A 20,103-nucleotide genomic window follows, 5' to 3' on the forward strand; every position below is an offset into this window, starting at 1 on the left:
CCTGACTGCCATGACCTTCGATCGCCATGCTTGTACGATCGACGCGGCATGGCATGCGCAAACCGTAATTTGCGGACACAAATGCTGCTGAACTCCTGAGCACGCGGTCTTTCTCAATCACATACGAAGGAGAAAATCGTGAGCAGGCTCATTGCATCAATGGCACTGTTGGCGGTGACGGCCAGTCTGACCGGATGCGCGGTTGCGCCCGGATACGACTATGGCTACGCACAACCTTATTACCCCGACTACGGCTATGCGTACGGGCCACCGTATGCGCCGGTTTATGGCAGCGTCGGCATCTATGGCGGCTGGGGTGGCTCCTGCTGTTATCACGGCGGGTACTGGCATGGCGGCCATGGGTGGCACGGCGGGAACGGCTGGCACGGCGGAGGCGGTGGCTGGCATGGCGGCGGGTACGGCGGTTCTCACGGCGGCAGCAGCGTTAGCGGCGGGGGAAGTTCGTGGAGCGGCGGCGGTGGCGGCCATGGAGGACGTGGGCGTTGAAATCGAAAACCCAAAACAAAAACGGCGTTGTGATTTCTCACAACGCCGTTCGTAAAACTTTCACTGCTGGAATTCTTTGGGGTGGCTGATGGGGCTCGAACCCACGACAACAGGAATCACAATCCTGGACTCTACCAACTGAGCTACAGCCACCACTGACATCTGCTTGACTTGCCGTAAAACTTGGCTCGTCGATGAAGAAACGAGATTATACGAACAAGAATCCCGTTTGCCTAGTCCTTTATTCAAAAATTTCGATGGGCTCGCGCAGATGCTGTCTTGCCTCATCGAAGATGGTCAGATCGCGCGCGGCGAGGCGCTTGCTATCGGACAACACGCGTCGCCATCCACGCGCCCCCGCCTCACCACGATAGAGGCCAAGCGCATGGCGCGTGATGGCGCCGAGATACGTGCCACGCGCCATTTCGGCGGCGCAATACTCGATCAATTTCGCCTCGACCTGCTCGCGTGTGAGCGGCGTTTGCGCCGCTCCATAGAAGCGTGCATCGACATCGGCCAGCACATAGGGATTGTGATAAGCCTCGCGCCCGAGCATCACACCGTCGACGTGTTGAAGATGCGTCTCGACTTCATCGAGCGTCTTGATGCCGCCATTGATGATGATCTCCAGTTGCGGAAAGTCGCGCTTCAATTGATACGCGTACTCGTACTTGAGCGGCGGAATCTCGCGATTTTCCTTCGGGCTCAAGCCCTTGAGAATCGCGTTGCGCGCGTGCACGATGAACACATTGCAACCCGCGTCCGCAATCGTGCCGACGAAATCGCGCACGAACCCATACTCTTCCACGACATCCACGCCGATGCGGTGCTTCACGGTCACTGGCACCGACACCGCATCGCGCATAGCCTTCACGCAGTCGGCGACGAGCTGCGGCTCGTTCATCAGGCACGCACCGAATGCGCCGCGTTGCACACGCTCGGACGGGCAGCCGCAGTTCAGATTGATTTCGTCGTAGCCCCATTGCTCGCCCAGCTTCGCCGAGCGCGCGAGGTCGTCGGGTTCGCTGCCGCCGAGTTGTAGAGCGACCGGCGCTTCTTCGGGCGTGAATGCGAGATGGCGCGGCACATCGCCGTGCAGCAGCGCGCCGGTCGTCACCATTTCCGTGTAAAGCCACGTATGACGAGAGATCACGCGATGCAGGGAACGGCAATGACGATCGGTCCAGTCCATCATGGGTGCGACCGATACGCGGCGCGGACTGGGAGTGTGAGGTGAAGACATGGGGCGGCCAAACGGCTTGATTCAAAACACCGATTTTACCGCAAGGCGTGAATTCGCCGGACCGGCGGCGATACTCGTCGCGCGCGCTTCGGTTGTTTGATACCCAACCGCCGAGCTTCAGCGAGTCGCCCCCGACACGTTTGTTCCGCCCTCATCCGTTCTAGCCTTCAGCAACCCGGTATTGAGCATGGCCGACAGCACGTCCTCGATTCGCGCGTCTTCGAGCAGGCGTCGACCGGCGCGCAGACGTCGTGCGTTCGTCAAATCGATGGCGCGCTGCAGATCGGAGGTCTCGGCGGCGATATACACGGCCATCCCGTAGCCGTATCGATCGGCGAGCCTGGAGTCGAAGAAATATTTCATGCTCACGTTTTCGGCAGCCGCGCCGAAAACTTTACAGCCAGGTTCACGACGGCATCAGAAACGGTTACCCCTCGCAGAACGGTCTCGCCATCAGTGCTGCCCCGCGTTCAGCAACAGCCATATCTGCTTTCGAGGCTCACCGGCAAGGACGCGCGCGAACGCCGCTCTACAACGCACGCACGTGTAGTGCTCCTCCGCCCGCTCGTCCTTCACCGCTCCACGACTATTCAACGTCAGGTTGTCATGCGGGCGATGCGCAGACGGCAAGCCATAAAGCTCGAAGCAATCCGCGCAGGGTTGAATCCACAGGTCCATCGAAGTGCTCTCCAAGGTGACGAACCGACCCGAAGTTCGATTCACACCACGCTATCCATCGGCGATTAACCCGCACCGCGGCGCGGGTCTTTAACGCCTCAAACCGCTTGGCCCGCAGGGTCGGACCACCGCTGACGCTTGCCCCGCCTCCCCTCAGCCGATTATTTCAGATCCAAGAACAGTAATTTCGGATTATCGGCACAAATTTTCGATAGTAGGGGTATACACTGCCTTCCATCGACGTTGCAGACACACCTCACCGGCCCCCTGCGACGCCTTCCTGAACTGAAATCGAAACGTTATCGGAGTCACACCATGAAGACCAAGCTCATCGCCGCCCTGCTGGTTGCTGTTTCTGCCTCGATCGCCGCCCCCGCTTTTGCTAGCGGCTATGGCCCGGCACCGTTCTACCGTCCGTCGGTGGGCGCCCCGGCTTCGCAACAAGGCCAGAACGCACAAACCGTGGCAGCTGAACGCGCCAACGCTGAATCGAATGCCTACGGCGGCGTGAACAACGTGTCGTCGCAATCGGGTGCCAAAGAGCCGGTTTCGGGCCCGCAATCGGTTTTCTTCGGCCACTAAGCAGTTGCCGTTGAACCGGCTGCCTCACGAGGGCAACCGGTAAACTGGGCGCCGCGCATGCAGTAATGATGCCGGCGCCCAGTTGCGTTTACGCGCCATTGCAACCGCATCGAGGCACTCATTTCACCGCCCGGCGACCGATCACGCGCCTATTCGCCCTTCGGCGATTCGCAAAACCGGATCCGGTTGCCAAATGGATCGACCGTCTCCAGCACCCTTCCCCACGGCAACGTTTCTACGCCCGGCTTCCCGTATTTGTAGTCTTTGCGCTGAAGTTCGGCATGTAACGCGTCGATGTCCTGCATCGGCACGAAAATCGTCGAGCCCGGCGTGGCGTCGCCATGATGCTCGCTCAAGTGCAGAATCAGATCGGAACGCCGCACCTGCGCATAGAGCGGGAAATTCTCGTCGAACCGATGCTCCCATTCGACGGTGAAGCCGAGAAAGTCCACGTAAAATTCGCGGGCTTTTTCCTCGGAGAAGATACGGATGATCGGGATGGCACGTGCGAGATGCACAGCGGTCTCCGGCTAGTCATGGCGGGACAGCCAGCTTAATCGAAGACGGGCGCGATTTCACCCAGATGCGGAAGGAACGCGCGGCGAGGCGGCAAGACCACCCGCGTCGATCACTTCACGCGCCGCGCGGAAGCCCGCTTCGGCCGCGGCATGCTCAGTGCACCATAAGGTGTCGATATGCACGAGCCGCCAGTCGATCACCACCGCCTCGCCCCGCAACACCCGGAAATGCGCTTTGACGCCCGTCAGCAGCTGTTCGACGGCGACCTCGATGTCGTAGTCCTGATAGCGCTCCTGGTAGTCCCCCATGTCGAGACCCTTCGGCTCCATCTTCGCCTCCATGGTGTCGCCGCCAATGTGACGGCCAGACTTGTCCGGCGAGCACGCTCGACGGCTCGCGGATCGATTCGACCCGAACGTCAGGCCGACTTCGCGCTGACGATCAATCGCAATCGCCAGAAAGATATTGCCGGCCGTTGCAGGTGATTTCGACGTCGCCGCCGCTCGCCTCGGCAACCAGGCCGCCGGCCAGCAGCTCGGCTGTCACGGACTGCGCCAGCTTCGGCGCATCCTGTCCGACACCCACGTCGTTCAGACGCCGTAAGGCTTCCACCGCTTCGGGACTCAATGACTTTGACATGGCTGTCTCCGTCTGCATGTTCAATTCATCCTAGCAAGTTTTGGGGGCGTATGCAGGCGTGCGCCGAGGCACACGAAATGCGTGGCGAAGATGATTCCACCAGCAAGGCGGCGCCAAACCGTGAGGCGATATCGCCAGGGAGGACGGATATGAAGCGAAGCAGATGGGCGGGATTGATAACGGGCGTCGCGCTGGCGGCGGGCCTCGGCATGAACGGCACCATGACGGCATTCGCACAGACGGCGAAACCGGTACAAGCGCAGCCAAAACCGGCGCAGACAGCGCCGCAAAACGACAATTCGTCGATGGCCAAGCCGCCCGAGGCCGCCTCCGGCTCAGGCGGTTCGAGCAATCCTGACAACATGCCGATCAAGCGTCCCAGCAAGCCGACCAACGACAAAATGATGCACGCGCCGCCTGCCAGCGGCGCCAATGCGAAATAGCGCGAGCTTCACAGACGCGCGATCGACACCTCCGTAGACTTCACCAGCGCGATCACTTCCGAGCCAACCGTCAGCTCGAGTTCGTCGATGGAGCGCGTGGTGATCACCGAGGTGACGATACCGAACGGCGTATCCACATCGACTTCGGAAACGACCGGTCCGCGGATGATTTCCTTGACCTTGCCTTTGAACTGATTGCGTACGTTGATTGCGGAAATGCCCATATCGAGTGACTCCAGAAAAGCGATTTAGAAACAGTCAGTCAAGCATGTCAAACGGCCCAGCGAACCTCTGTCGGCCGCCTGAGACGGCCTTCGTCACGTGCGTCGTACGCATGATGGGATAGCGCGTCGTCATTCGGCGCCGTCTTCAGTACGCGTTGCAACACATGTTCTTCGAGCGCGGCGAAACCGGCCGACGCGCGCGCCCGTGGACGGGCAAGCGGCACCGGCTGATCGAGCGCGATGCGCCCTTCTTCGATCAGCAGAATCCGGTCGCCGAGCGCCACGGCTTCATGCACGTCGTGCGTGACCAGCAGCGCGGTGAATCGATGTTCGCGCCACAGGCGCTCGATCAGCGCGTGCATTTCGATGCGCGTCAACGCGTCGAGCGCGCCGAGCGGTTCGTCGAGCAACAGCAATTGCGGCCGATGAACGAGCGCCCGCGCCAACGCCACCCGCTGACGCTGGCCGCCGGAAAGCTGCGCGGGCCAGTCGTTGGCGCGTTCCAGCAGGCCGACTTCGGCGAGCACGGCGCGTGCGTCCTCGCGCGCGCTGCGGCCGAGGCCGAGCATCACGTTTTGCAGCACACTCTTCCAGGGCAGCAGGCGTGCGTCCTGAAACATGATGCGGGTGTCGATCGGGCCGCCGTCTTCGGTGCGCTTTTCGAGCACGCCCGAGGTCGTCTTCTCCAGCCCGGCGACGAGCCGCAGCAAGGTCGATTTCCCGCAGCCGCTGCGGCCGACGATCGCCACGAAACTGCCGCGCTCGATCGACAGATTGAAATCGGTCAGCACCTTGCGTTCGCCGTAGCTTTTGCCTACGCCGCGCAATTCCACCGAATAATCCGCGGCACGGCGCGCGTCGTTGCGTGCGAGCGCGCCGGCCGATGGCCCCGCATCGACGCGCGATTGATGATGATGCGTCGCATCGGCATATTCGAGGTCAGCGGCTTCGTGCGCGTCATGATCGACGTTACGATCGTGCGCCAACTCGGCTTCGAGATCGCTGCCGGCAATCCCGCTGAACGAGGCACACAAGGTCGTTGCGTTCATGATTTCGCTCCTCGTTGATAAGCCGGATGCCAGCGCAGCGAGACGCGTTCGAGGCTTTTCGCCAGCACGTCGGCGAGTTTGCCGAGTGCCGCGTAGAGCAGAATGCCGACCACCACTACATCGGTTTGCAGGAATTCGCGGGCGTTCATGGTCATGTAGCCGATGCCCGATTGCGCGGAAATGGTTTCGGCGACGATCAGCGTGACCCACATCAGCCCGAACGCGAAGCGCACGCCGACCAGAATGGACGGCAACGCGCCCGGCAGAACCACGTGCCGGTACAGCGCGAAACCCTTCACGCCATAACTGCGCGCCATCTCGATCAGATTGGCGTCCACCGAGCGGATGCCGTGAAAAGTGTTCACGTAGATCGGGAAAAACACGCCCAGCGCGACGAGAAACACCTTCGCCTGCTCCTCGATGCCGAACCACAGAATCACGAGCGGAATCATCGCCAGCGCCGGGATGTTGCGGACCATCTGCACGGTCGAGTCGAGCGCGATCTCGGCGGGCTTGAACAGACCGGTCGCGAGTCCGAGTACGAGGCCGATGCCGCCGCCGATCGCAAAACCCGACACCGCGCGCCACGTGCTGACCTTCACGTCCGCCCACATTTCGCCGGACTGGATCAGCGACCACGCGGCCTTGACGACCGCGAGCGGTTCAGGGAGCACGCGCGTCGACAGCACGCCGCTCCTCGCGGCGAATTCCCACGCCAGCAGAATCGCGAGCGGCGCGAGCCACGGCGCGAGATGCGCGCCGATCCGGCGCAACGTTTTCAAACCCGAGCCGGCCTCCGCGCCTTCATGCCGCGCGGCGCTCACAGTGGATTCAGCCATGCTTCTCGTTCCTCATTGCTTATCGATGGGCATGCATGCGGAGTTCGAGACTCAGCTCGAACTCGCCGCCTTCGGCAGATAGTTGTTACCGACGATCTCGCCGAACGGCCCCGACAGCGGTCCATTCGACACCTTTTGCGACGGTTCGGCAGCAACGGAAACACGAGTTCGGCGAAGCGATAGGACTCTTCCAGATGCGGATACCCCGACAGAATGAAGGTGTCGATGCCGAGATCGGCGTACTCCTTCATGCGCGCCGCCACCTGCTCCGGATTGCCGACCAGCGCCGTGCCCGCGCCGCCGCGCACGAGGCCCACGCCCGCCCACAGATTCGGATAGACCTCGAGTTCCGCGCGGCCGCCACGCTTGCCGCCGTGCAGAGCGGCCATGCGGCGCTGGCCTTCGGAGTCCATCTTCGAGAACGAGGCCTGGGCACGCGAGATGGTTTCGTCGTCGAGCTTGCTGATCAGCTTGTCGGCGGCGGCCCATGCTTCTTCTTCGGTCTCGCGAACGATCACGTGCAGACGAATCCCGAACTTGATCTGGCGGCCATGCGCCGCGGCGCGCGCGCGAATGTCGGCGATTTTCTTCGCGACTGCGGCGGGCGGCTCGCCCCACGTCAGATAGGTATCGATATGCTCGCCCGCCATGTCGTGCGCGGCCGGCGAGGAGCCGCCGAACCACAGCGGCGGATGGGGGTTCTGCACGGGCGGATACAACGCCTTGCCGCCTTTCGATCTCAGATGCTTGCCCTCGAAATCGATCGCGTCGTTGGTATGCGCGGCAGTGAGCAGCTTGCGCCAGATGTGCAGGAACTCGTCGGTGATTTCATAGCGCGTGTCGTGGTCGACGAACACGCCGTCGCCTTCCAGCTCCGCCGCATCACCGCCGGTCACGACATTGATCAGCAGCCGCCCGTTCGACAGCCGGTCGAAGGTCGCCGCCATGCGCGCGGCCAATCCCGGCGACGAGATGCCCGGGCGAATCGCCACCAGAAACTTCAACCGTTTGGTCGCGGCGATCAGGCTCGACGCGACGACCCATGCGTCCTCGCACGAGCGGCCCGTCGGCAGCAGCACGCCCTCGTAGCCGAGCGTATCGGCGGCGACGGCGATCTGCTGGAAATAGTCGTAATCGGCTGCGCGTGCGCCTTGGGACGTACCGAGATAGCGGCTGTCGCCGTGAGTCGGAATGAACCAGAACACATTCATTTGCTGCTCCTGCAGGTTCGAAACTGGATTAAATGAAAACGGTGCGTCGAGCGTTCGCGCACACGCCGGCCGCGCGCACGCCTCCAGCACACAGCCGGACGGTGCAGCGCAAAGAGACGGAAAAATGCGGTGCCGGTGCGCGCTAGCGGCGACAACGGCCCGGCCGGCGCGCGTGCGCCATGCGGCGGATGAAGATCGGCATCAGGCAGGACATCGCGACGGCTTCCCTCGACCAAACGTGCGCGCCATGCGCTCGATTAAACGGCGACGGCGGCAAACGCCGTCTGCATGGAGAAACAGTCTATGGATCGGGCTGCGGCTTTTGAACGATTTTTTTTAGCTTAGGTTTTCCACTTTCGTGATTAGCCTGACGCTAAAGCATACGGATGTTGCGCGGCGTGTACGCTGGAAAGGGGGTACGTCTATATATAATGGCGCACGTTTTCCGAATAATCCGGTACAGGCCATGCGAACCACGCCGCCTGTATCCTGGCGGTGCAATGCATGCAAAAACTCATCCTGCCGTTCGTCGCCGGTTTTCTGGCCTCCCTGTTCTTCCACGAATCGACGCTGGCGCTGCTGCACGCAGCCGGGATGATCGAACCGACCGGTTTTTCCACTGCCCCCTTTTTACCGCTCGGCTTGCCTGAGTTCATCGCCAACGCGATCTGGAGCGCGTTCTGGGCCGTGCTGATGGCGTGGCTGTTGCGCGTCGCGCCGCATCGGCGTGCCCCGTGGGTGCCGGCTTTCGTGTTTGGCGGCATTGCGTTGACGGCCGCGAGCGTGTTCGTGATCGACCCGCTGCGCGGCATCTGGCCGAGCGGCAACATGCTGCCGCGCCTCTCCGTGGGGTTCGCTGCGAATGCGATGTGGGGCTGGGGCGCGCTGGTGTTCATGCGCGCCTTCATGGCGAGCGAAGACGAGGAATGAGCGGCGCGGCGGCTTAGCCGCCGGTCGTTTGCAACGGCGCTATGCCGCGCGCTACGGCGTCATAGCTTGCCGCCCGGCTTCGATTCTTCGGGTTTAACCGCGCAGATCGCGCAGCGGATGTTCGTTCGCCGGCCACGGGCTCTCGAACATCTTCTCGACTTCGGCGGCGTTCACGTCCTCGATGCGCGCAAAGCGCCAGCGCGGCGCGTTGTCCTTGTCGATGATGCGCGCGCGAATGCCTTCGATCGTGTCGCCGTGCAGAAAGCTCGAGCGCGTCAGATCGAGATCGCCACGCAGCACGTCGCCCATCGAACCTTCGGCGCGAGTCACCACTTCCAGCGACACCGCCATCGACAACGGCGAACGTTCGCGCAATACCGCAATTATCTGTTCGGCCCAATCGGCGGCGTCGCGATCGCTTTGGAGCGAAGCGAGAATGCGCGCGACATCGGGCAACGCGAAGTGACGATCGATCAACGCGCGCCCGTTCGCCAGCGACGACGCCTCCGGTTGCGGCACGACCTGATGTGCGAGCGCCTCGCGTTCAATGCACGCCACCACGTCCGCGCCACGCTCGAAACGCTCGCTGCGCAAGGTGTCGACCAGCGCGGGCAAAGCCGCGTCGTCCATGTAAATGTCGGCGAGACCCGCGTAAAGCGCGTCGGCCGCGCCGATCGTTTCGCCGGTCACCGCCAGATAGCGGCCGATCGCGCCGGGCGTGCGGGCCAGAAACCAGCCCGCGCCGACATCGGGAAACAGGCCGATGCGGGTTTCAGGCATCGCCATCTTCGTCGAGTTCGTGACGACTCGCAGACCGCCGGTGCGATGCGCGCCCTGCGAAATACCCATGCCGCCGCCCATCACGACGCCGTTCATCAACGCGATATACGGCTTCGGGAAGGTGAAGATTGCGTGATTGAGCCGGTATTCCTCGATGAAAAACGTGTCGCGCGCATCCTGCTCGCCGCGCTGCGCCGATTCATAGAGAAAGCGGATGTCGCCGCCCGCGCAGAACGCGCGCGGGTGCTGGCTGCGCACCACGACGGCAAGCACGTCCGGATCTTCGCGCCACTGGTCGAGCGCCGCGTGCATCGCGCGAATCATGCCGGTCGACAGCGCGTTGAGCGCCTTTGGCCTGTCCAGTTCGATGAAACCGATGCGGTTGGCTACGTAAGTCGCGACTTCGTCGCTGACGGCGGGCGAGGCGGAAATGGACATGGAGAGCTAAGCGCAACCGCGCAGATTGAGGTGGAATTGAACGTTATCACGCGCTCGTGGTTTTGCGCCTGGCGGGCGGCGCGGTGGAACCGCTCGCTGTGGCTTTCGCCGGTTTCTTAGCTAACGGTTGAGCGGCGAGATCGTTGTCCGGTTGCGCTGCCGATTCCGTGCGCGTTTCTGGCGATTTTTTCTTGCGCGTGCCGGCGCTGGCCACGGCGCCCGTCGGAGCTCGTTCTGCGTGCGATGCGCCCAACCAGGCGTCGAGCGCAACGCCTACCACCGTATCGAGCGGCGCGGTTGGAAACACCGGGCAAGTCAGATTCAGTGCGACGATGCCGTGCAAGTTCGCCCAGAACGCCTCGGCCCACACCGCCACATCCATCGACGCCGACAGACGCCCCGCCGCTTTGAGTTCGTCGAGCGCGGAAATCATGATGTGCAACGCGGCTTCTCCGGGGTCGGCCTCGGTAGCGGTCGTTTCGCTGCTCGCTTCGTCAGCCGCCGCGGCTTCGGTGTCCTCGCTCGTCGCCGCACCGGCGTTGACCGGCTCCGCCACCGCCTTACTCTTCACCACGCCGCCCAACGCCGCTCCCGTGTAGCTCGGATCTTCCATGAAGATCAGCCGGTACGTTTCCGGATGCGTGACGCCAAATGCCACATACGCCCGGCCGAGCGCCTTGAGCCGCTCGGCCGGATCGGCAATGCCCGCGAGCGGCACGAACGTTTCCAGTAGTTGCGCATAGCCTTCCGCGCACAAGGCCTGCGCGATCTCGTCGCGGCTTGCGAAGTGCAGATAAAGCGTGGCCGGTGAATATTCGATGGCGTCGGCGATTTTGCGCATGGACAACGCGGCAAACCCTTCGCGCATCACGATGCGCCGCGCGGCATCGAGGATGCGTTCGCGCAGTGCCTGTTTCTGGCGGTTCTTTCGTTCAGCGATTCCCATGACGAACATTCTCCGGTTGACAAACTGAAAAGTCAAATTAAACTGAACACTGTTCACTGAACGGTGTTCACTAAATTTCTCGTCATCAGTCACAAAATCATGCGGACGCGATGCGGCGCCGCTTCAAGGAGTGGTCATGCAAGAGACAGGCAAGGTGGGTTTATTCGGGGCCGCAGGCGCGGCCGGCCAGATCATCGCGGCGGCGCTCGGCGCGGCGGGCCGCGATTACCGGGTGGTCGGCCGCTCGCGTCAGCCGCTCGAGGCTGCGTTCGGCCACGATCCGCACGCGGAGATCGTCACGTGGAATCCGGACGACCCCGCTTCGATCCGCGCGGCTTCGCAGGGTCTGCAGACGGTGATCTATCTGGTCGGCGTGCCCTACGACCAGTTCGCCGCGCATCCACCGCTCATGGAGAGAACGCTTGCGGGCGTGACGGCGGCGGGCGTCGAGCGCTTCATTCTGATCGGCACGGTGTATCCGTACGGTCGCGCGCGCGGCAACCCGATCCGCGAAAATCATCCGCGTGAGCCGCACACGTTCAAGGGCCAAATGCGGCTCGCGCAGGAAAATCTGGTGCTGGCGGCGCATGGTCACAATGGCCTCTCGACGCTTGTGCTGCGCCTGCCTGACTTCTACGGCCCCAATATCGAGCGCAGTCTGCTGAACGGCGTGTTCGAAGCCGCGGCGAACGGCAAGCGTGCGCAGGTGATCGGCCCGGTGGATGTGCCGCATGAATTCATCTATCTGCCGGATATCGGGCCGGTGCTCGAAAAGCTCACGCGCACGCCCGAGGCATATGGACGCTGGTGGCACCTCGCCGGCGCGGGCACCATCACGCAGCGCGAAGTGGCGCGGCAGGCCTATGCGCTGGCGGGCCGCCAACCGAAGCTGATGGTGGCCGGCAAGACCCTGCTGCGCGTGCTCGGCCTGTTCAATCCGTTGATGCGTGAACTGGTGGAAATGAATTACCTGATGACCGAACCGGTCGTGCTCGACGACTCGGCGTTGACCGAACTGATTGGCCCGATCGCCAGGACGTCTTACGAAGAAGGGATCCGCCATGCATTCGATGCCGCGCGCGAGGCGGCATCGGCAAATGCGGGAGCAAACGGAAGCGCCGCGAGCGCGGCTTGAACAACAGCGCGAAGGTCGTTGGGGTGTGGCAAGTGGCGTTGGCGGGCACCGTGGTGATTTGCGGCGTCTCCGGCACTTCAGGTCAACGCGTGCAAATTCCCTATGGCTCGCACGGCGCGCTCAGTCGCAACTGTTCACCAGCCAGTCGGGGGTGGCGGGCGGCGTTAGCGAGCTGCGCGATGATTTGCAGCGTGCGGCACTTCAGGTCAGCGCATGCAAACGCGCCATGGCTCGCTCAGTCGCAACTGCTCATCAACGAGAGCGCGTCTGACCGCCCAATCCGCTGCCGTTGCGATAGGGACCGCGTAGCCACATTCTCTTTCGGACAGCGCCATCACCCCGCCACATTGCCCGGCGGAAAGTGGCCGCTCTTCAGCAACACAGGCGTGCCGTTACTGATCTGCAAGTGCTCGCGCGCGACCGCTTCGATGCGCGGACGTCCGGCGTCGAAAGCGCGCATCCAGCCTTCCAGGTCCTCGGAGTAGGCGCCGAAGTGATCTTCGAGCGCTTCCACGGAAATCGCGCACGGCACCGGCTCGCCGTCCACCAGTGCGGGAAAGACAACGGTCAGATTCGAGTCGCGGTAAGCGGGCGCGTCCGCGGGAAACCGAATTTCCATGGCTGCCTCATCAGAAATATCCGGCGGGAGACCGGCGCCGGCGAGAACCGGCCGGCCCCGGAGAACGTCGATATGGTACTCGCGCGGCCGGATCGAGGTCCAGCCTGGGGCCGCGCTTTCATCAGCGGTTTTGCCAACACGCCCGGCGACGCGTTGCTCCACCTTAGGCCTCGCCATCAAGCGCCTCCCAGCAAGCGGTCGATGTAATCGCGCGCCGCCTGCTCGACGAAGACCAGCGCCTCCTCTTCGCTGCCGAAGCGCTGGCCGTCGCCGAGTTCGAGCAAGGTTTCCATGCGGCGAGGATCGTCCGGACCGTGTTCGGCCAGGCTCACCGAGCCGACGTAAGTCCCGCTCGCGCCGCCTGCGGTCGTGGCCGGCGCGTCGGCCGCCGGTACGAGGCGCGCGGCGGCGCTGATGTAATAACCGCGATAAGGGCCGCTGACCCGTTCAGCCATATTCGTTCTCCTCGTTGCAATTCAGGGTGGATGCCGCGCGGAGCAGCGTTTGATGCGCCTGCCTGTGCGTCGACCTCCATGTCGCCGGTTGCGTCCGCGCGGCCGGTGCAACACCCGCATCGGCGCACGGCCAACCAGTATGTAAGGCGCGTCACGAGCCGATTAGTTCTGCAGCGCCGCACGGCGATGCAACCGATCGCACTTGTTCGGCCCGCGCCGGTCGAACCGGATCATCGGCACGGACCGTGCTGCCGCGACGACGCCTTTTCGAGTTCAGCGAGCGCAATATGGGAAAATATTTTCTGCAAAACCACGAATTGCCCGAGCCGGATGCGGCGAACACATGGTTTGCGTACGCCGAAAGTCACGGCATCGACATTCCAAAAGCCATCAGCATCTGGGAAGACGCGGCCACGAACGAAGGCGAGGAAAGCCGCCGGATGGTCAGCGCGGCGGGCATTACGATCGAAACGCCCTGATCTGCTCCCGAGCGTCTATAGGCGCTCCCGGACCACGTGGCGACCGAATATCAATCTGAAAGGAAACATCACGATGCATTTCATGACGCAACTGCGCCGCGCCGGCCGCTTCAACCGCCTTCGAACCGGCGCAGCGCTTGCTCTCGTTCGCCGCAGCCCGCTCGCGGCCGCCCTGCCCGCCGCCGTGCTGCTCGGCGCGGCGAGCCTCGCCGGCTGCGCATCGTCGAACACCACGTCGCTGATCAATCTGCCGAACGGCCAGACCGGCTTCGCCGTGAATTGCAGCGGCGCCGACGCCGCTTCCAGCTGGGCGTCGTGCTACGTGCAGGCCGGCAAGGCTTGCGGCGCGACGGGTTACGACATCGTGTCCAAAGACAATGACGAAGGCGGCACGGCGGGCGGCAGCGTCACGAACGTCGTCTCGGCCAACGTGAAAAACCGTTCGATGATCGTGCGCTGCAAGTAAGCACCCGCGGCGCCTGTGGCGATGCAACGGCTCAGTGCGCCTGCATCTTCGAAAACATGTTCAGCACGGCAACCCCGGCAATGATCAGCCCGAGTCCGATGACGGCCGGCACGTCGGGCATCTGCCGGTACAGCAGCACCGCGACCAGCGTGATCAGCACGATGCCGGCGCCGGACCACACCGCGTAGACGATGCCGACTGGAATGCTCCTGAGCGTGAGCGACAGGCAATAGAACGCCACGCCATAGCCGAGCACGACCACCGCCGAAGGCAGGAACCGCGTGAAGCCTTCCGACGCCCGCATCGCGGAGGTCGCGATCACTTCGGCCACGATGGCGATGCCGAGCAAGGCATAAGGAGGCAGCCGCATCGGCTCAGGCCTTTGCAAGCGCGAGCTTGCTGTAGTCGTGGCCAAGATGCGCGCACAGCGCTTCCACCACCAGTTCGTGATCGGCGCGCTGCGGCAGACCCGACACCGTGATCGAACCGATCACGCCCGCGTGTGCCAGCGTCAACGGAAACGCGCCGCCATGCGACGCATATTCCGAGGCGGCCAACGCGTGCTTGTCCGCGAGCGTGCCGCCGGCCTGCTGCAACTTCAGGCCGATCGCGTACGAACTGCGGCGGAAATGCGCGACCGTGTTGCTCTTGCGGCGCACCCAATCGACATTGTCCGGCGTTGCGCCGTCGAGCAGACTGAAAAACAGCGGCTGACCGAAGGTGCGCACGTCGATGGCGACGGGGATACCACGCGCCTTGGCGACCTCGTGCAGATAAGCGCCGACTTGCCACGCGCGGTCGGCGTCGAATTGTGGGAACACCAGCGTGTGTTCCTGAGCGGCAATCACTTGCAGATCGTGAGCGATATCCATGGAGTTCAGAGCAAGGTAAGAGGTGGAGCGCGCGCCGCCGCGCGTGCAGGCGGCGTCGCGAGAGAAATCTGGATTCTAGCGCAGCGCCTTACGCAGGCCTTCCGGCATGCGACGCAACCAATGCGTGCGGCGACTTCCGCGCTCGCGCGCCGACGCGTGGCGGATGGTTTGAAGCCGGTTCTTAAATAGCTATTGCAACCCTATCCGCTTTGTTCTATAATCTTTTCTTCGACGGACGCGGGGTGGAGCAGTCTGGCAGCTCGTCGGGCTCATAACCCGAAGGTCGTAGGTTCAAATCCTACCCCCGCAACCAAGCGCACCAAATTGGTTGGAGACGTCGAAAACAACATTAAAGGCTTGCCTAACCGGCAGGCCTTTTTTGTTTCTTCCAGCTGTTTTCGACGCGTAGAGCATTGCCGGCCACAGTTGTGTCGCTTCCCTTTCAGCGCCGATCCCACCACTGGCTTGCGATGCAGATCATCCGCCCGCGACGCCATGCATGCCCAAGGATCAAGCGCTCGCGCGCCAGATACTCCGGATTCCGAACAAAACGGTTGCGCCGCATGCACGCAGTGTTCGGCTTGTTCCTCCGCATCGACCTCGCCTCCCGCCAAATCCCGCGCGCCGCCATTTTGCGACCTGAGAAAAACTTCGCCCCGGTGATAAACTCCTATCACCCTTTCTCGTCCCCCTCCTATGAAATTCTGTTCTGTCTGCGGCCAGGGCGTCAGCCTGAGCATTCCGCCTGGCGACAACCGCGAGCGCTTCGTATGCGGCAGTTGCGGCACGGTGCACTATCAGAATCCGCGCAACGTGGTCGGCACCGTCCCGGTGTGGGACGACAAAGTGCTGCTGTGCCGTCGCGCGATCGAACCGCGCTACGGCTACTGGACGCTGCCTGCGGGCTTCATGGAAATGGGTGAGACGACCGCCGAAGCGGCATCGCGCGAAACGCTGGAAGAAGCCGGCGCGCGCGTCGAAGTGCAAAACCTCTTCTCGCTGCTGAACGTGCCGCACGTGCATCAGGTGCACCTGTTCTATATGGCGCGCCTGCTCGATCTCGACATTGCCGCCGGCGAAGAAAGCCTCGAAGTGAAGCTCTTCGAAGAACACGAAGTCCCTTGGGACGAGATTGCCTTTCCCACCGTCGGCCAGACCCTGCGTTTCTTTTTCGCCGACCGCGCCGCCGGCAGTTTCGGCCTGCACACGGGCGACATCTTCCGCTCGCTGCGCGAAGGTTGAGCGGCGCGCATGGTTCCCTGGCTCGGACCTGACGATCCGTTTCCACCCGTCGAACGCGCCCTCGGCGCGACCAGCGGCGCGCCCGGCCTGCTCGCCGCCAGCGGCGACCTGCTGCCGTCGCGCCTGATCGACGCCTATCGGCGCGGCATCTTCCCGTGGTATTCGGACGGTCAGCCGGTGTTGTGGTGGAGCCCCGACCCGCGCATGGTCCTGCGCCCCACTGAATTCAAGGTGGCGCCGTCGCTGCGCAAAACGCTCAGGCGCGTGCTGCGCGAAGACGCGTGGGAAATCCGCGTCGACCATGATTTCGCCGCGGTGATGCGCGCCTGCGCGCAGGCGCCGCGACGTGGACAGCGCGGCACCTGGATCACCGCAGATGTGGTCGAAGCGTACTCGTCGCTGCATCGCGTAGGCGACGCGCACAGCATCGAAACCTGGTTCGAAGGCAAGCGCGTGGGCGGTTTGTACGGCGTGTCGTTCGGCAAAATGTTCTTCGGCGAATCCATGTTCGCGGAGGTCACGGATGCGTCGAAAATGGCGCTGGCCGCGCTTGTCGGACACTTACGCCGTCACGAAATAGAAATGATAGACTGCCAGCAGAACACGTCGCATCTGGCGTCGCTAGGCGGTCGCGAGATAGCGCGCAAGGCGTTCATCGCGCATGTTCGCGCGTCGGTCGAGGCGCCGCCGATTCCCTGGCGCTTCGACAAGACCGCGTTGCTCGAGGTCGTCGCGCCGGCGTCGTAGGAAAGAATCAGGCCGAATCCGGATCCGCCGCCTACCGAGCCGCGGGTCGTGAGCCGCGCGTCGTCAACCGCAAGGCGCCGGGTTTGCATTACCAGAGACGCTTCGAGAGCTGCCAACGTGACTCATCCCAACGAGCTGCCTCTTTCACCGCTTTCGGCGCTGCAATTTTATGCAACGGCGCCCTATCCCTGCAGTTACCTGGACGGGCGCATTGCGCGCTCGCAAGTCGCCACCCCCAGTCACCTGATCAACTCCGACGTCTACACCGACCTCGTCAAGGCCGGCTTCCGGCGCTCGGGCGTGTTCACGTACCGGCCGTATTGCGACGGCTGCCGCGCCTGCGTGCCGGTGCGCGTGCCGGTCGACCAGTTCGAGCCGAACCGCACGCAGCGCCGCGTCTGGAAGAAACACGGCGAACTGGTCGCCACCGTCGCGCCGCTCCACTACGACGAAGAGCACTATGCGCTCTACATGCGTTATCAATCGGCACGGCATGCGGGCGGCGGCATGGATCGCGACAGCCGCGACCAATATGAACAGTTTCTGCTGCAGAGCCGGATCAACTCGCGGCTGGTCGAATTCCGCGAACCGCTGCGCGATCGTCCGGATGCCCCGGGCATTCTGCGCATGATCAGCATGATCGATATCCTCGGTGACGGGCTCTCGTCGGTTTACACGTTTTTCGAACCGGGGCTGCCCAACACGAGTTTCGGCACCTACAACATCTATTGGCAGATCGAGCAGGCGCGCAGCCTCAAGCTGCCCTACGTGTACCTCGGTTACTGGATTCGCGAGAGTCCGAAGATGGCGTACAAGGCGAATTTCCGGCCGCTCGAGGGTTTGATCGACGGCGCCTGGCGCGTGCTCGATCCCACGGGCGTAGACCTGCCGCCGGTCGACCTGGCGATACACGGCAAGCGCCCGCCGCTCAAGCCGTAGCCGCGCCGTTGCAAAGGCGCGAGCCGGACGGGCCGCGCCGATCCCGCCAGTCGGTCTCATTCAAGCGCCAAAGCCGGTAAAATGGCGGGTTCCCATTTTCCGGCCGCCCGGCTTCGTCCCGTGTTCAGTTCCCTCTACCCGCTTGTACGCGCCCAACTCTTTCGCATGGACGCGGAAGACGCTCACCATCTCACCTTGCGCATGCTTGGCGCCGCCGGGCGCACCGGCTTGGCCGGCGCGCTCGCGCCGCGCGTGCCGGATGCGCCGCGCACCGTGATGGGACTGACATTCCGCAACCCGGTCGGGCTCGCGGCGGGTCTCGACAAGGACGGCGCCTGCATCGACGGCCTGGCCGCGCTCGGCTTCGGCTTCATCGAAGTGGGCACGGTCACGCCGCGCGCCCAGCCGGGCAATCCGCGCCCGCGCATGTTCCGCCTTCCGCAGGCGAACGCCGTGATCAACCGGATGGGCTTCAACAACGCGGGCGTCGACCAGTTCGTAAAGAACGTGCAGGCCGCGCGCTATCGCGGCATTCTCGGCCTGAATATCGGCAAGAACGCCGACACGCCGATCGAGCGCGCCGCCGAAGATTATCTGTACTGCCTCGAACGCGTGTATCCGTTCGCCAGCTATGTGACGGTCAATATCTCGTCGCCGAACACGAAGAATCTGCGCCAGTTGCAAGGCGCGGGCGAACTCGACGCGCTGCTCGCGGCGCTCAAGGACAAGCAGCAGCGTCTCGCCGACATGCACGGCAAGCTCGTGCCGCTCGCGCTGAAGATCGCACCGGACCTCGACGACGAGCAGATCAAGTCGATCGCCGACACGTTGTTGCGTCATCAGTTCGAAGGCGTGATCGCCACCAACACCACGCTGTCGCGCACGGCCGTCGCCGGCATGCAATACGGCGACGAAGCCGGCGGCCTGTCGGGCAAGCCCGTGTTCGACGCGTCGAATGAAGTGATCCGCAAGCTGCGCGCGGAAGTCGGCGAAACGGTGCCGATCATCGGCGTCGGCGGGATTTTTTCGGGAGACGATGCGCGCGCGAAGATCGCGGCCGGCGCGTCGCTGGTGCAACTCTATACCGGGTTTATCTATCGCGGACCGGCGCTGGTCGCCGAATGTGCGCAAGCGCTGCGTTAAACACGGCTGCGCGGAGCGTCGCGCCTGCCTTGCGACGCTACGCCCGGGGACCGCGTTAGCGCCCCGCGCCAGTAATATAGACATAAACAAACGATATTTTAATTTCGATAGTCTGCTTTGTTATGCTTTCGTCTGCTGAAACGCCAGACGAACAAAAAAAGGAACTCGATGAAATTTGGCTTGCTGAAAAAGATTCTCATCGCCGGTCTGATCGGCGCGTCGTTCACCGCCGTCGCCGCCCACGCCGACGACCTGCTCGATCAGGTCAAACAGCGCGGCACACTGCGCGTCGGGCTGGAAGGCACCTTCCCGCCATTCAATTCGAAAGCGCCGTCGGGCGAACTGGTCGGCTACGACGTCGACATCGCCAAGGCGGTCGCCGCCAGGCTCGGCGTGAAACCGGAATTCGTCACAACGGAATGGAGCGGCATCATTGCCGGTCTGCAGGCGAACAAGTTCGACGTGATCGTCAACCAGGTCGGCATCACCGACGCACGCAAGCAGGCGCTCGACTTCTCGCCGGCCTACACGTATTCGGCCGCGCAACTGATCCAGCGTAAGGACGACACGCGCCAGTTCAAGTCGCTCGACGATCTGAAGGGCAAGAAGCTCGGCGTCGGTCTGGGCACGAACTACATGGACATGGCGAAGTCGGTGCCGGGCATCGACGTGAAGACGTATCCGGGCGCGCCCGAGTACCTGCGCGATCTGGCCGCCGGGCGTCTGGACGCGGCGCTCAACGACCGTCTGATGCTCGCCTACCTGATGAAGAACTCGCAGTTGCCGCTGCGCACCAGCGCGACTGTGGGCGCGGGCAACCCTTCCGGCATTCCGTTCAGAAAGGGCAACCCGAAGTTCGCCAAGGCGATCGACGACGCGATGACCCAACTCGAAGCGGACGGCACGTTCTCGAAGATCTCGGACAAGTGGTTCGGCATCGACGTCAGCAAGCCGATCAAGTAACACACGCTGACTGAA

Annotated in this window: 27 protein-coding genes, 2 tRNA genes and 1 pseudogene; 13 read left to right on the top strand and 17 right to left on the bottom strand. The window is 63.2% G+C overall.

Annotation, left to right across the window (positions count from 1 at the left end; all coding sequences use genetic code 11):
* The first annotated feature begins 138 nt into the window (after nt 1–138).
* Nucleotides 139–507 carry a hypothetical protein gene (locus B0G75_RS17425; RefSeq protein WP_106307820.1) on the top strand — a complete coding sequence of 123 codons (369 nt, stop codon included), beginning with the start codon at nt 139–141 and terminating at the stop codon, nt 505–507.
* A 77-nt stretch (nt 508–584) separates the two neighbouring features.
* Here B0G75_RS17425 and B0G75_RS17430 read toward each other — a convergent pair.
* From B0G75_RS17430 to B0G75_RS17445, 4 genes are all read right to left on the bottom strand, one after another.
* A tRNA-His gene (locus B0G75_RS17430) sits at nt 585–660 on the bottom strand.
* A gap of 88 nt (nt 661–748) precedes the next feature.
* Entirely contained in the window at nt 749–1,750 is a 1,002-nt protein-coding gene (dusA, locus tag B0G75_RS17435; RefSeq protein ID WP_106307823.1) for a tRNA dihydrouridine(20/20a) synthase DusA, read from the bottom strand.
* A 117-nt stretch (nt 1,751–1,867) separates the two neighbouring features.
* The gene (locus B0G75_RS17440) at nt 1,868–2,113 is read right to left on the bottom strand and encodes a hypothetical protein (RefSeq protein ID WP_012432771.1); all 246 of its coding nucleotides are present in this window, start codon (nt 2,111–2,113) and stop codon (nt 1,868–1,870) included.
* A gap of 90 nt (nt 2,114–2,203) precedes the next feature.
* Nucleotides 2,204–2,428 carry a hypothetical protein gene (locus tag B0G75_RS17445; RefSeq protein ID WP_106307826.1) on the bottom strand — a complete coding sequence of 75 codons (225 nt, stop codon included), beginning with the start codon at nt 2,426–2,428 and terminating at the stop codon, nt 2,204–2,206.
* Nucleotides 2,429–2,743: 315 nt separating this feature from the next.
* Between B0G75_RS17445 and B0G75_RS17450 the strand changes: the two genes are divergently transcribed.
* Entirely contained in the window at nt 2,744–3,010 is a 267-nt protein-coding gene (locus B0G75_RS17450; protein WP_091794641.1) for a hypothetical protein, read from the top strand.
* 149 nt (nt 3,011–3,159) lie between these two features.
* On the opposite strand, the gene B0G75_RS17455 is transcribed toward B0G75_RS17450, so the two are convergent.
* The 3 genes from B0G75_RS17455 to B0G75_RS17465 form a co-directional block, all read right to left on the bottom strand.
* Nucleotides 3,160–3,528: a glyoxalase superfamily protein gene (locus tag B0G75_RS17455; RefSeq protein ID WP_106307829.1), complete on the bottom strand. Its 369-nt coding sequence runs from the start codon at nt 3,526–3,528 to the stop codon at nt 3,160–3,162.
* 57 nt (nt 3,529–3,585) lie between these two features.
* Nucleotides 3,586–3,858 (bottom strand): hypothetical protein, encoded by a 273-nt coding sequence (locus tag B0G75_RS17460; RefSeq protein WP_106307832.1) that lies wholly within the window; start codon nt 3,856–3,858, stop codon nt 3,586–3,588.
* 112 nt (nt 3,859–3,970) lie between these two features.
* Nucleotides 3,971–4,168, bottom strand: a complete 198-nt coding sequence (locus B0G75_RS17465; protein WP_041758893.1) for a hypothetical protein — start codon at nt 4,166–4,168, stop codon at nt 3,971–3,973.
* A gap of 149 nt (nt 4,169–4,317) precedes the next feature.
* Between B0G75_RS17465 and B0G75_RS17470 the strand changes: the two genes are divergently transcribed.
* On the top strand, nt 4,318–4,611 hold the full coding sequence (locus B0G75_RS17470) for a hypothetical protein (RefSeq protein ID WP_106307835.1): 294 nt from the start codon (nt 4,318–4,320) through the stop codon (nt 4,609–4,611).
* Between the two features lie 8 nt (nt 4,612–4,619).
* Here the strand turns inward: B0G75_RS17470 and B0G75_RS17475 are convergent, their stop codons facing one another.
* The 4 genes and pseudogenes from B0G75_RS17475 to ssuD all read right to left on the bottom strand — a co-directional run bounded on the left by B0G75_RS17475 (nt 4,620) and on the right by ssuD (nt 7,934).
* Entirely contained in the window at nt 4,620–4,835 is a 216-nt protein-coding gene (locus tag B0G75_RS17475; RefSeq protein ID WP_012432764.1) for a molybdopterin-binding protein, read from the bottom strand.
* A gap of 47 nt (nt 4,836–4,882) precedes the next feature.
* On the bottom strand, nt 4,883–5,884 hold the full coding sequence (locus tag B0G75_RS17480; RefSeq protein ID WP_106307838.1) for an ATP-binding cassette domain-containing protein: 1,002 nt from the start codon (nt 5,882–5,884) through the stop codon (nt 4,883–4,885).
* Nucleotides 5,881–6,723, bottom strand: coding sequence for an aliphatic sulfonate ABC transporter permease SsuC (gene ssuC / locus B0G75_RS17485; protein WP_106307841.1), 843 nt, complete (start codon nt 6,721–6,723; stop codon nt 5,881–5,883). Before ssuC ends, B0G75_RS17480 begins: the two co-directional genes overlap by 4 nt.
* Before the next feature lie 51 nt (nt 6,724–6,774).
* Nucleotides 6,775–7,934: pseudogene (ssuD, locus tag B0G75_RS17490) on the bottom strand (FMNH2-dependent alkanesulfonate monooxygenase).
* Nucleotides 7,935–8,438: 504 nt separating this feature from the next.
* On the opposite strand from ssuD, the gene B0G75_RS17500 reads away from it, so the two are divergent.
* Entirely contained in the window at nt 8,439–8,864 is a 426-nt protein-coding gene (locus B0G75_RS17500; protein WP_106307847.1) for a hypothetical protein, read from the top strand.
* 93 nt (nt 8,865–8,957) lie between these two features.
* Here B0G75_RS17500 and B0G75_RS17505 read toward each other — a convergent pair whose 3' ends face one another.
* Both B0G75_RS17505 and B0G75_RS17510 read right to left on the bottom strand, forming a co-directional pair.
* Nucleotides 8,958–10,082: an enoyl-CoA hydratase/isomerase family protein gene (locus B0G75_RS17505; protein ID WP_106307850.1), complete on the bottom strand. Its 1,125-nt coding sequence runs from the start codon at nt 10,080–10,082 to the stop codon at nt 8,958–8,960.
* 46 nt (nt 10,083–10,128) lie between these two features.
* Nucleotides 10,129–11,028, bottom strand: a complete 900-nt coding sequence (locus B0G75_RS17510) for a TetR/AcrR family transcriptional regulator (RefSeq protein WP_106308056.1) — start codon at nt 11,026–11,028, stop codon at nt 10,129–10,131.
* 136 nt (nt 11,029–11,164) lie between these two features.
* Between B0G75_RS17510 and B0G75_RS17515 the strand changes: the two genes are divergently transcribed.
* On the top strand, nt 11,165–12,163 hold the full coding sequence (locus B0G75_RS17515) for an NAD-dependent epimerase/dehydratase family protein (RefSeq protein ID WP_106307853.1): 999 nt from the start codon (nt 11,165–11,167) through the stop codon (nt 12,161–12,163).
* Nucleotides 12,164–12,497: 334 nt separating this feature from the next.
* Here B0G75_RS17515 and B0G75_RS17520 read toward each other — a convergent pair whose 3' ends face one another.
* Nucleotides 12,498–12,782, bottom strand: coding sequence for a DUF1488 domain-containing protein (locus tag B0G75_RS17520; RefSeq protein WP_041758889.1), 285 nt, complete (start codon nt 12,780–12,782; stop codon nt 12,498–12,500).
* A 176-nt stretch (nt 12,783–12,958) separates the two neighbouring features.
* Nucleotides 12,959–13,237, bottom strand: coding sequence for a hypothetical protein (locus tag B0G75_RS17525; RefSeq protein ID WP_106307856.1), 279 nt, complete (start codon nt 13,235–13,237; stop codon nt 12,959–12,961).
* A 287-nt stretch (nt 13,238–13,524) separates the two neighbouring features.
* Here B0G75_RS17525 and B0G75_RS17530 point away from each other — a divergent pair, with 287 nt between their 5' ends.
* Both B0G75_RS17530 and B0G75_RS17535 read left to right on the top strand, forming a co-directional pair.
* A complete protein-coding gene (locus tag B0G75_RS17530) occupies nt 13,525–13,716 on the top strand; it encodes a hypothetical protein (RefSeq protein WP_106307859.1) in 192 nt (63 codons plus the stop codon).
* A gap of 73 nt (nt 13,717–13,789) precedes the next feature.
* On the top strand, nt 13,790–14,182 hold the full coding sequence (locus B0G75_RS17535; protein ID WP_106307862.1) for a hypothetical protein: 393 nt from the start codon (nt 13,790–13,792) through the stop codon (nt 14,180–14,182).
* A 31-nt stretch (nt 14,183–14,213) separates the two neighbouring features.
* Here the strand turns inward: B0G75_RS17535 and B0G75_RS17540 are convergent, their stop codons facing one another.
* Nucleotides 14,214–14,546, bottom strand: a complete 333-nt coding sequence (locus tag B0G75_RS17540) for a DMT family transporter (RefSeq protein WP_374956902.1) — start codon at nt 14,544–14,546, stop codon at nt 14,214–14,216.
* Between the two features lie 10 nt (nt 14,547–14,556).
* On the bottom strand, nt 14,557–15,054 hold the full coding sequence (locus tag B0G75_RS17545) for a heme-degrading domain-containing protein (protein ID WP_106307868.1): 498 nt from the start codon (nt 15,052–15,054) through the stop codon (nt 14,557–14,559).
* Between the two features lie 236 nt (nt 15,055–15,290).
* On the opposite strand from B0G75_RS17545, the gene B0G75_RS17550 reads away from it, so the two are divergent.
* The 6 genes from B0G75_RS17550 (at nt 15,291) to B0G75_RS17575 (ending at nt 20,088) form a co-directional block, all read left to right on the top strand.
* Nucleotides 15,291–15,367 (top strand) — tRNA-Met (locus B0G75_RS17550).
* A 383-nt stretch (nt 15,368–15,750) separates the two neighbouring features.
* Nucleotides 15,751–16,296 carry an NUDIX hydrolase gene (locus B0G75_RS17555; RefSeq protein WP_012432750.1) on the top strand — a complete coding sequence of 182 codons (546 nt, stop codon included), beginning with the start codon at nt 15,751–15,753 and terminating at the stop codon, nt 16,294–16,296.
* A gap of 9 nt (nt 16,297–16,305) precedes the next feature.
* Entirely contained in the window at nt 16,306–17,043 is a 738-nt protein-coding gene (gene aat / locus B0G75_RS17560) for a leucyl/phenylalanyl-tRNA--protein transferase (protein ID WP_106307871.1), read from the top strand.
* A 117-nt stretch (nt 17,044–17,160) separates the two neighbouring features.
* Complete coding sequence (locus B0G75_RS17565) at nt 17,161–17,982, top strand: arginyltransferase (protein ID WP_106307874.1); 822 nt, start codon at nt 17,161–17,163, stop codon at nt 17,980–17,982.
* Nucleotides 17,983–18,147: 165 nt separating this feature from the next.
* A complete protein-coding gene (locus B0G75_RS17570) occupies nt 18,148–19,125 on the top strand; it encodes a quinone-dependent dihydroorotate dehydrogenase (RefSeq protein WP_374956903.1) in 978 nt (325 codons plus the stop codon).
* Between the two features lie 168 nt (nt 19,126–19,293).
* Nucleotides 19,294–20,088, top strand: coding sequence for a cystine ABC transporter substrate-binding protein (locus tag B0G75_RS17575; protein ID WP_106307880.1), 795 nt, complete (start codon nt 19,294–19,296; stop codon nt 20,086–20,088).
* The last annotated feature ends 15 nt before the right edge of the window (nt 20,089–20,103 follow it).

The sequence above is a fragment of the Paraburkholderia sp. BL18I3N2 genome (genome assembly GCF_003001875.1).
GTDB lineage: Bacteria > Pseudomonadota > Gammaproteobacteria > Burkholderiales > Burkholderiaceae > Paraburkholderia > Paraburkholderia phytofirmans.

Excerpts from the sequence above, each read along its gene's own strand:
- dusA (WP_106307823.1), bottom strand. The coding sequence starts at position 1,750 with ATGTCTTCACCTCACACTCCCAGTCCGCGCCGCGTATCGGTCGCACCC.
- B0G75_RS17440 (WP_012432771.1), bottom strand. The coding sequence starts at position 2,113 with ATGAAATATTTCTTCGACTCCAGGCTCGCCGATCGATACGGCTACGGG.
- B0G75_RS17445 (WP_106307826.1), bottom strand. The coding sequence starts at position 2,428 with ATGGACCTGTGGATTCAACCCTGCGCGGATTGCTTCGAGCTTTATGGC.
- B0G75_RS17450 (WP_091794641.1), top strand. The coding sequence starts at position 2,744 with ATGAAGACCAAGCTCATCGCCGCCCTGCTGGTTGCTGTTTCTGCCTCG.
- B0G75_RS17460 (WP_106307832.1), bottom strand. The coding sequence starts at position 3,858 with ATGGAGCCGAAGGGTCTCGACATGGGGGACTACCAGGAGCGCTATCAG.
- B0G75_RS17465 (WP_041758893.1), bottom strand. The coding sequence starts at position 4,168 with ATGTCAAAGTCATTGAGTCCCGAAGCGGTGGAAGCCTTACGGCGTCTG.
- B0G75_RS17470 (WP_106307835.1), top strand. The coding sequence starts at position 4,318 with ATGAAGCGAAGCAGATGGGCGGGATTGATAACGGGCGTCGCGCTGGCG.
- B0G75_RS17475 (WP_012432764.1), bottom strand. The coding sequence starts at position 4,835 with ATGGGCATTTCCGCAATCAACGTACGCAATCAGTTCAAAGGCAAGGTC.
- B0G75_RS17480 (WP_106307838.1), bottom strand. The coding sequence starts at position 5,884 with ATGAACGCAACGACCTTGTGTGCCTCGTTCAGCGGGATTGCCGGCAGC.
- ssuC (WP_106307841.1), bottom strand. The coding sequence starts at position 6,723 with ATGGCTGAATCCACTGTGAGCGCCGCGCGGCATGAAGGCGCGGAGGCC.
- B0G75_RS17500 (WP_106307847.1), top strand. The coding sequence starts at position 8,439 with ATGCAAAAACTCATCCTGCCGTTCGTCGCCGGTTTTCTGGCCTCCCTG.
- B0G75_RS17505 (WP_106307850.1), bottom strand. The coding sequence starts at position 10,082 with ATGTCCATTTCCGCCTCGCCCGCCGTCAGCGACGAAGTCGCGACTTAC.
- B0G75_RS17510 (WP_106308056.1), bottom strand. The coding sequence starts at position 11,028 with ATGGGAATCGCTGAACGAAAGAACCGCCAGAAACAGGCACTGCGCGAA.
- B0G75_RS17515 (WP_106307853.1), top strand. The coding sequence starts at position 11,165 with ATGCAAGAGACAGGCAAGGTGGGTTTATTCGGGGCCGCAGGCGCGGCC.
- B0G75_RS17520 (WP_041758889.1), bottom strand. The coding sequence starts at position 12,782 with ATGGAAATTCGGTTTCCCGCGGACGCGCCCGCTTACCGCGACTCGAAT.
- B0G75_RS17525 (WP_106307856.1), bottom strand. The coding sequence starts at position 13,237 with ATGGCTGAACGGGTCAGCGGCCCTTATCGCGGTTATTACATCAGCGCC.
- B0G75_RS17530 (WP_106307859.1), top strand. The coding sequence starts at position 13,525 with ATGGGAAAATATTTTCTGCAAAACCACGAATTGCCCGAGCCGGATGCG.
- B0G75_RS17535 (WP_106307862.1), top strand. The coding sequence starts at position 13,790 with ATGCATTTCATGACGCAACTGCGCCGCGCCGGCCGCTTCAACCGCCTT.
- B0G75_RS17545 (WP_106307868.1), bottom strand. The coding sequence starts at position 15,054 with ATGGATATCGCTCACGATCTGCAAGTGATTGCCGCTCAGGAACACACG.
- B0G75_RS17555 (WP_012432750.1), top strand. The coding sequence starts at position 15,751 with ATGAAATTCTGTTCTGTCTGCGGCCAGGGCGTCAGCCTGAGCATTCCG.
- aat (WP_106307871.1), top strand. The coding sequence starts at position 16,306 with ATGGTTCCCTGGCTCGGACCTGACGATCCGTTTCCACCCGTCGAACGC.
- B0G75_RS17570 (WP_374956903.1), top strand. The coding sequence starts at position 18,148 with ATGGACGCGGAAGACGCTCACCATCTCACCTTGCGCATGCTTGGCGCC.
- B0G75_RS17575 (WP_106307880.1), top strand. The coding sequence starts at position 19,294 with ATGAAATTTGGCTTGCTGAAAAAGATTCTCATCGCCGGTCTGATCGGC.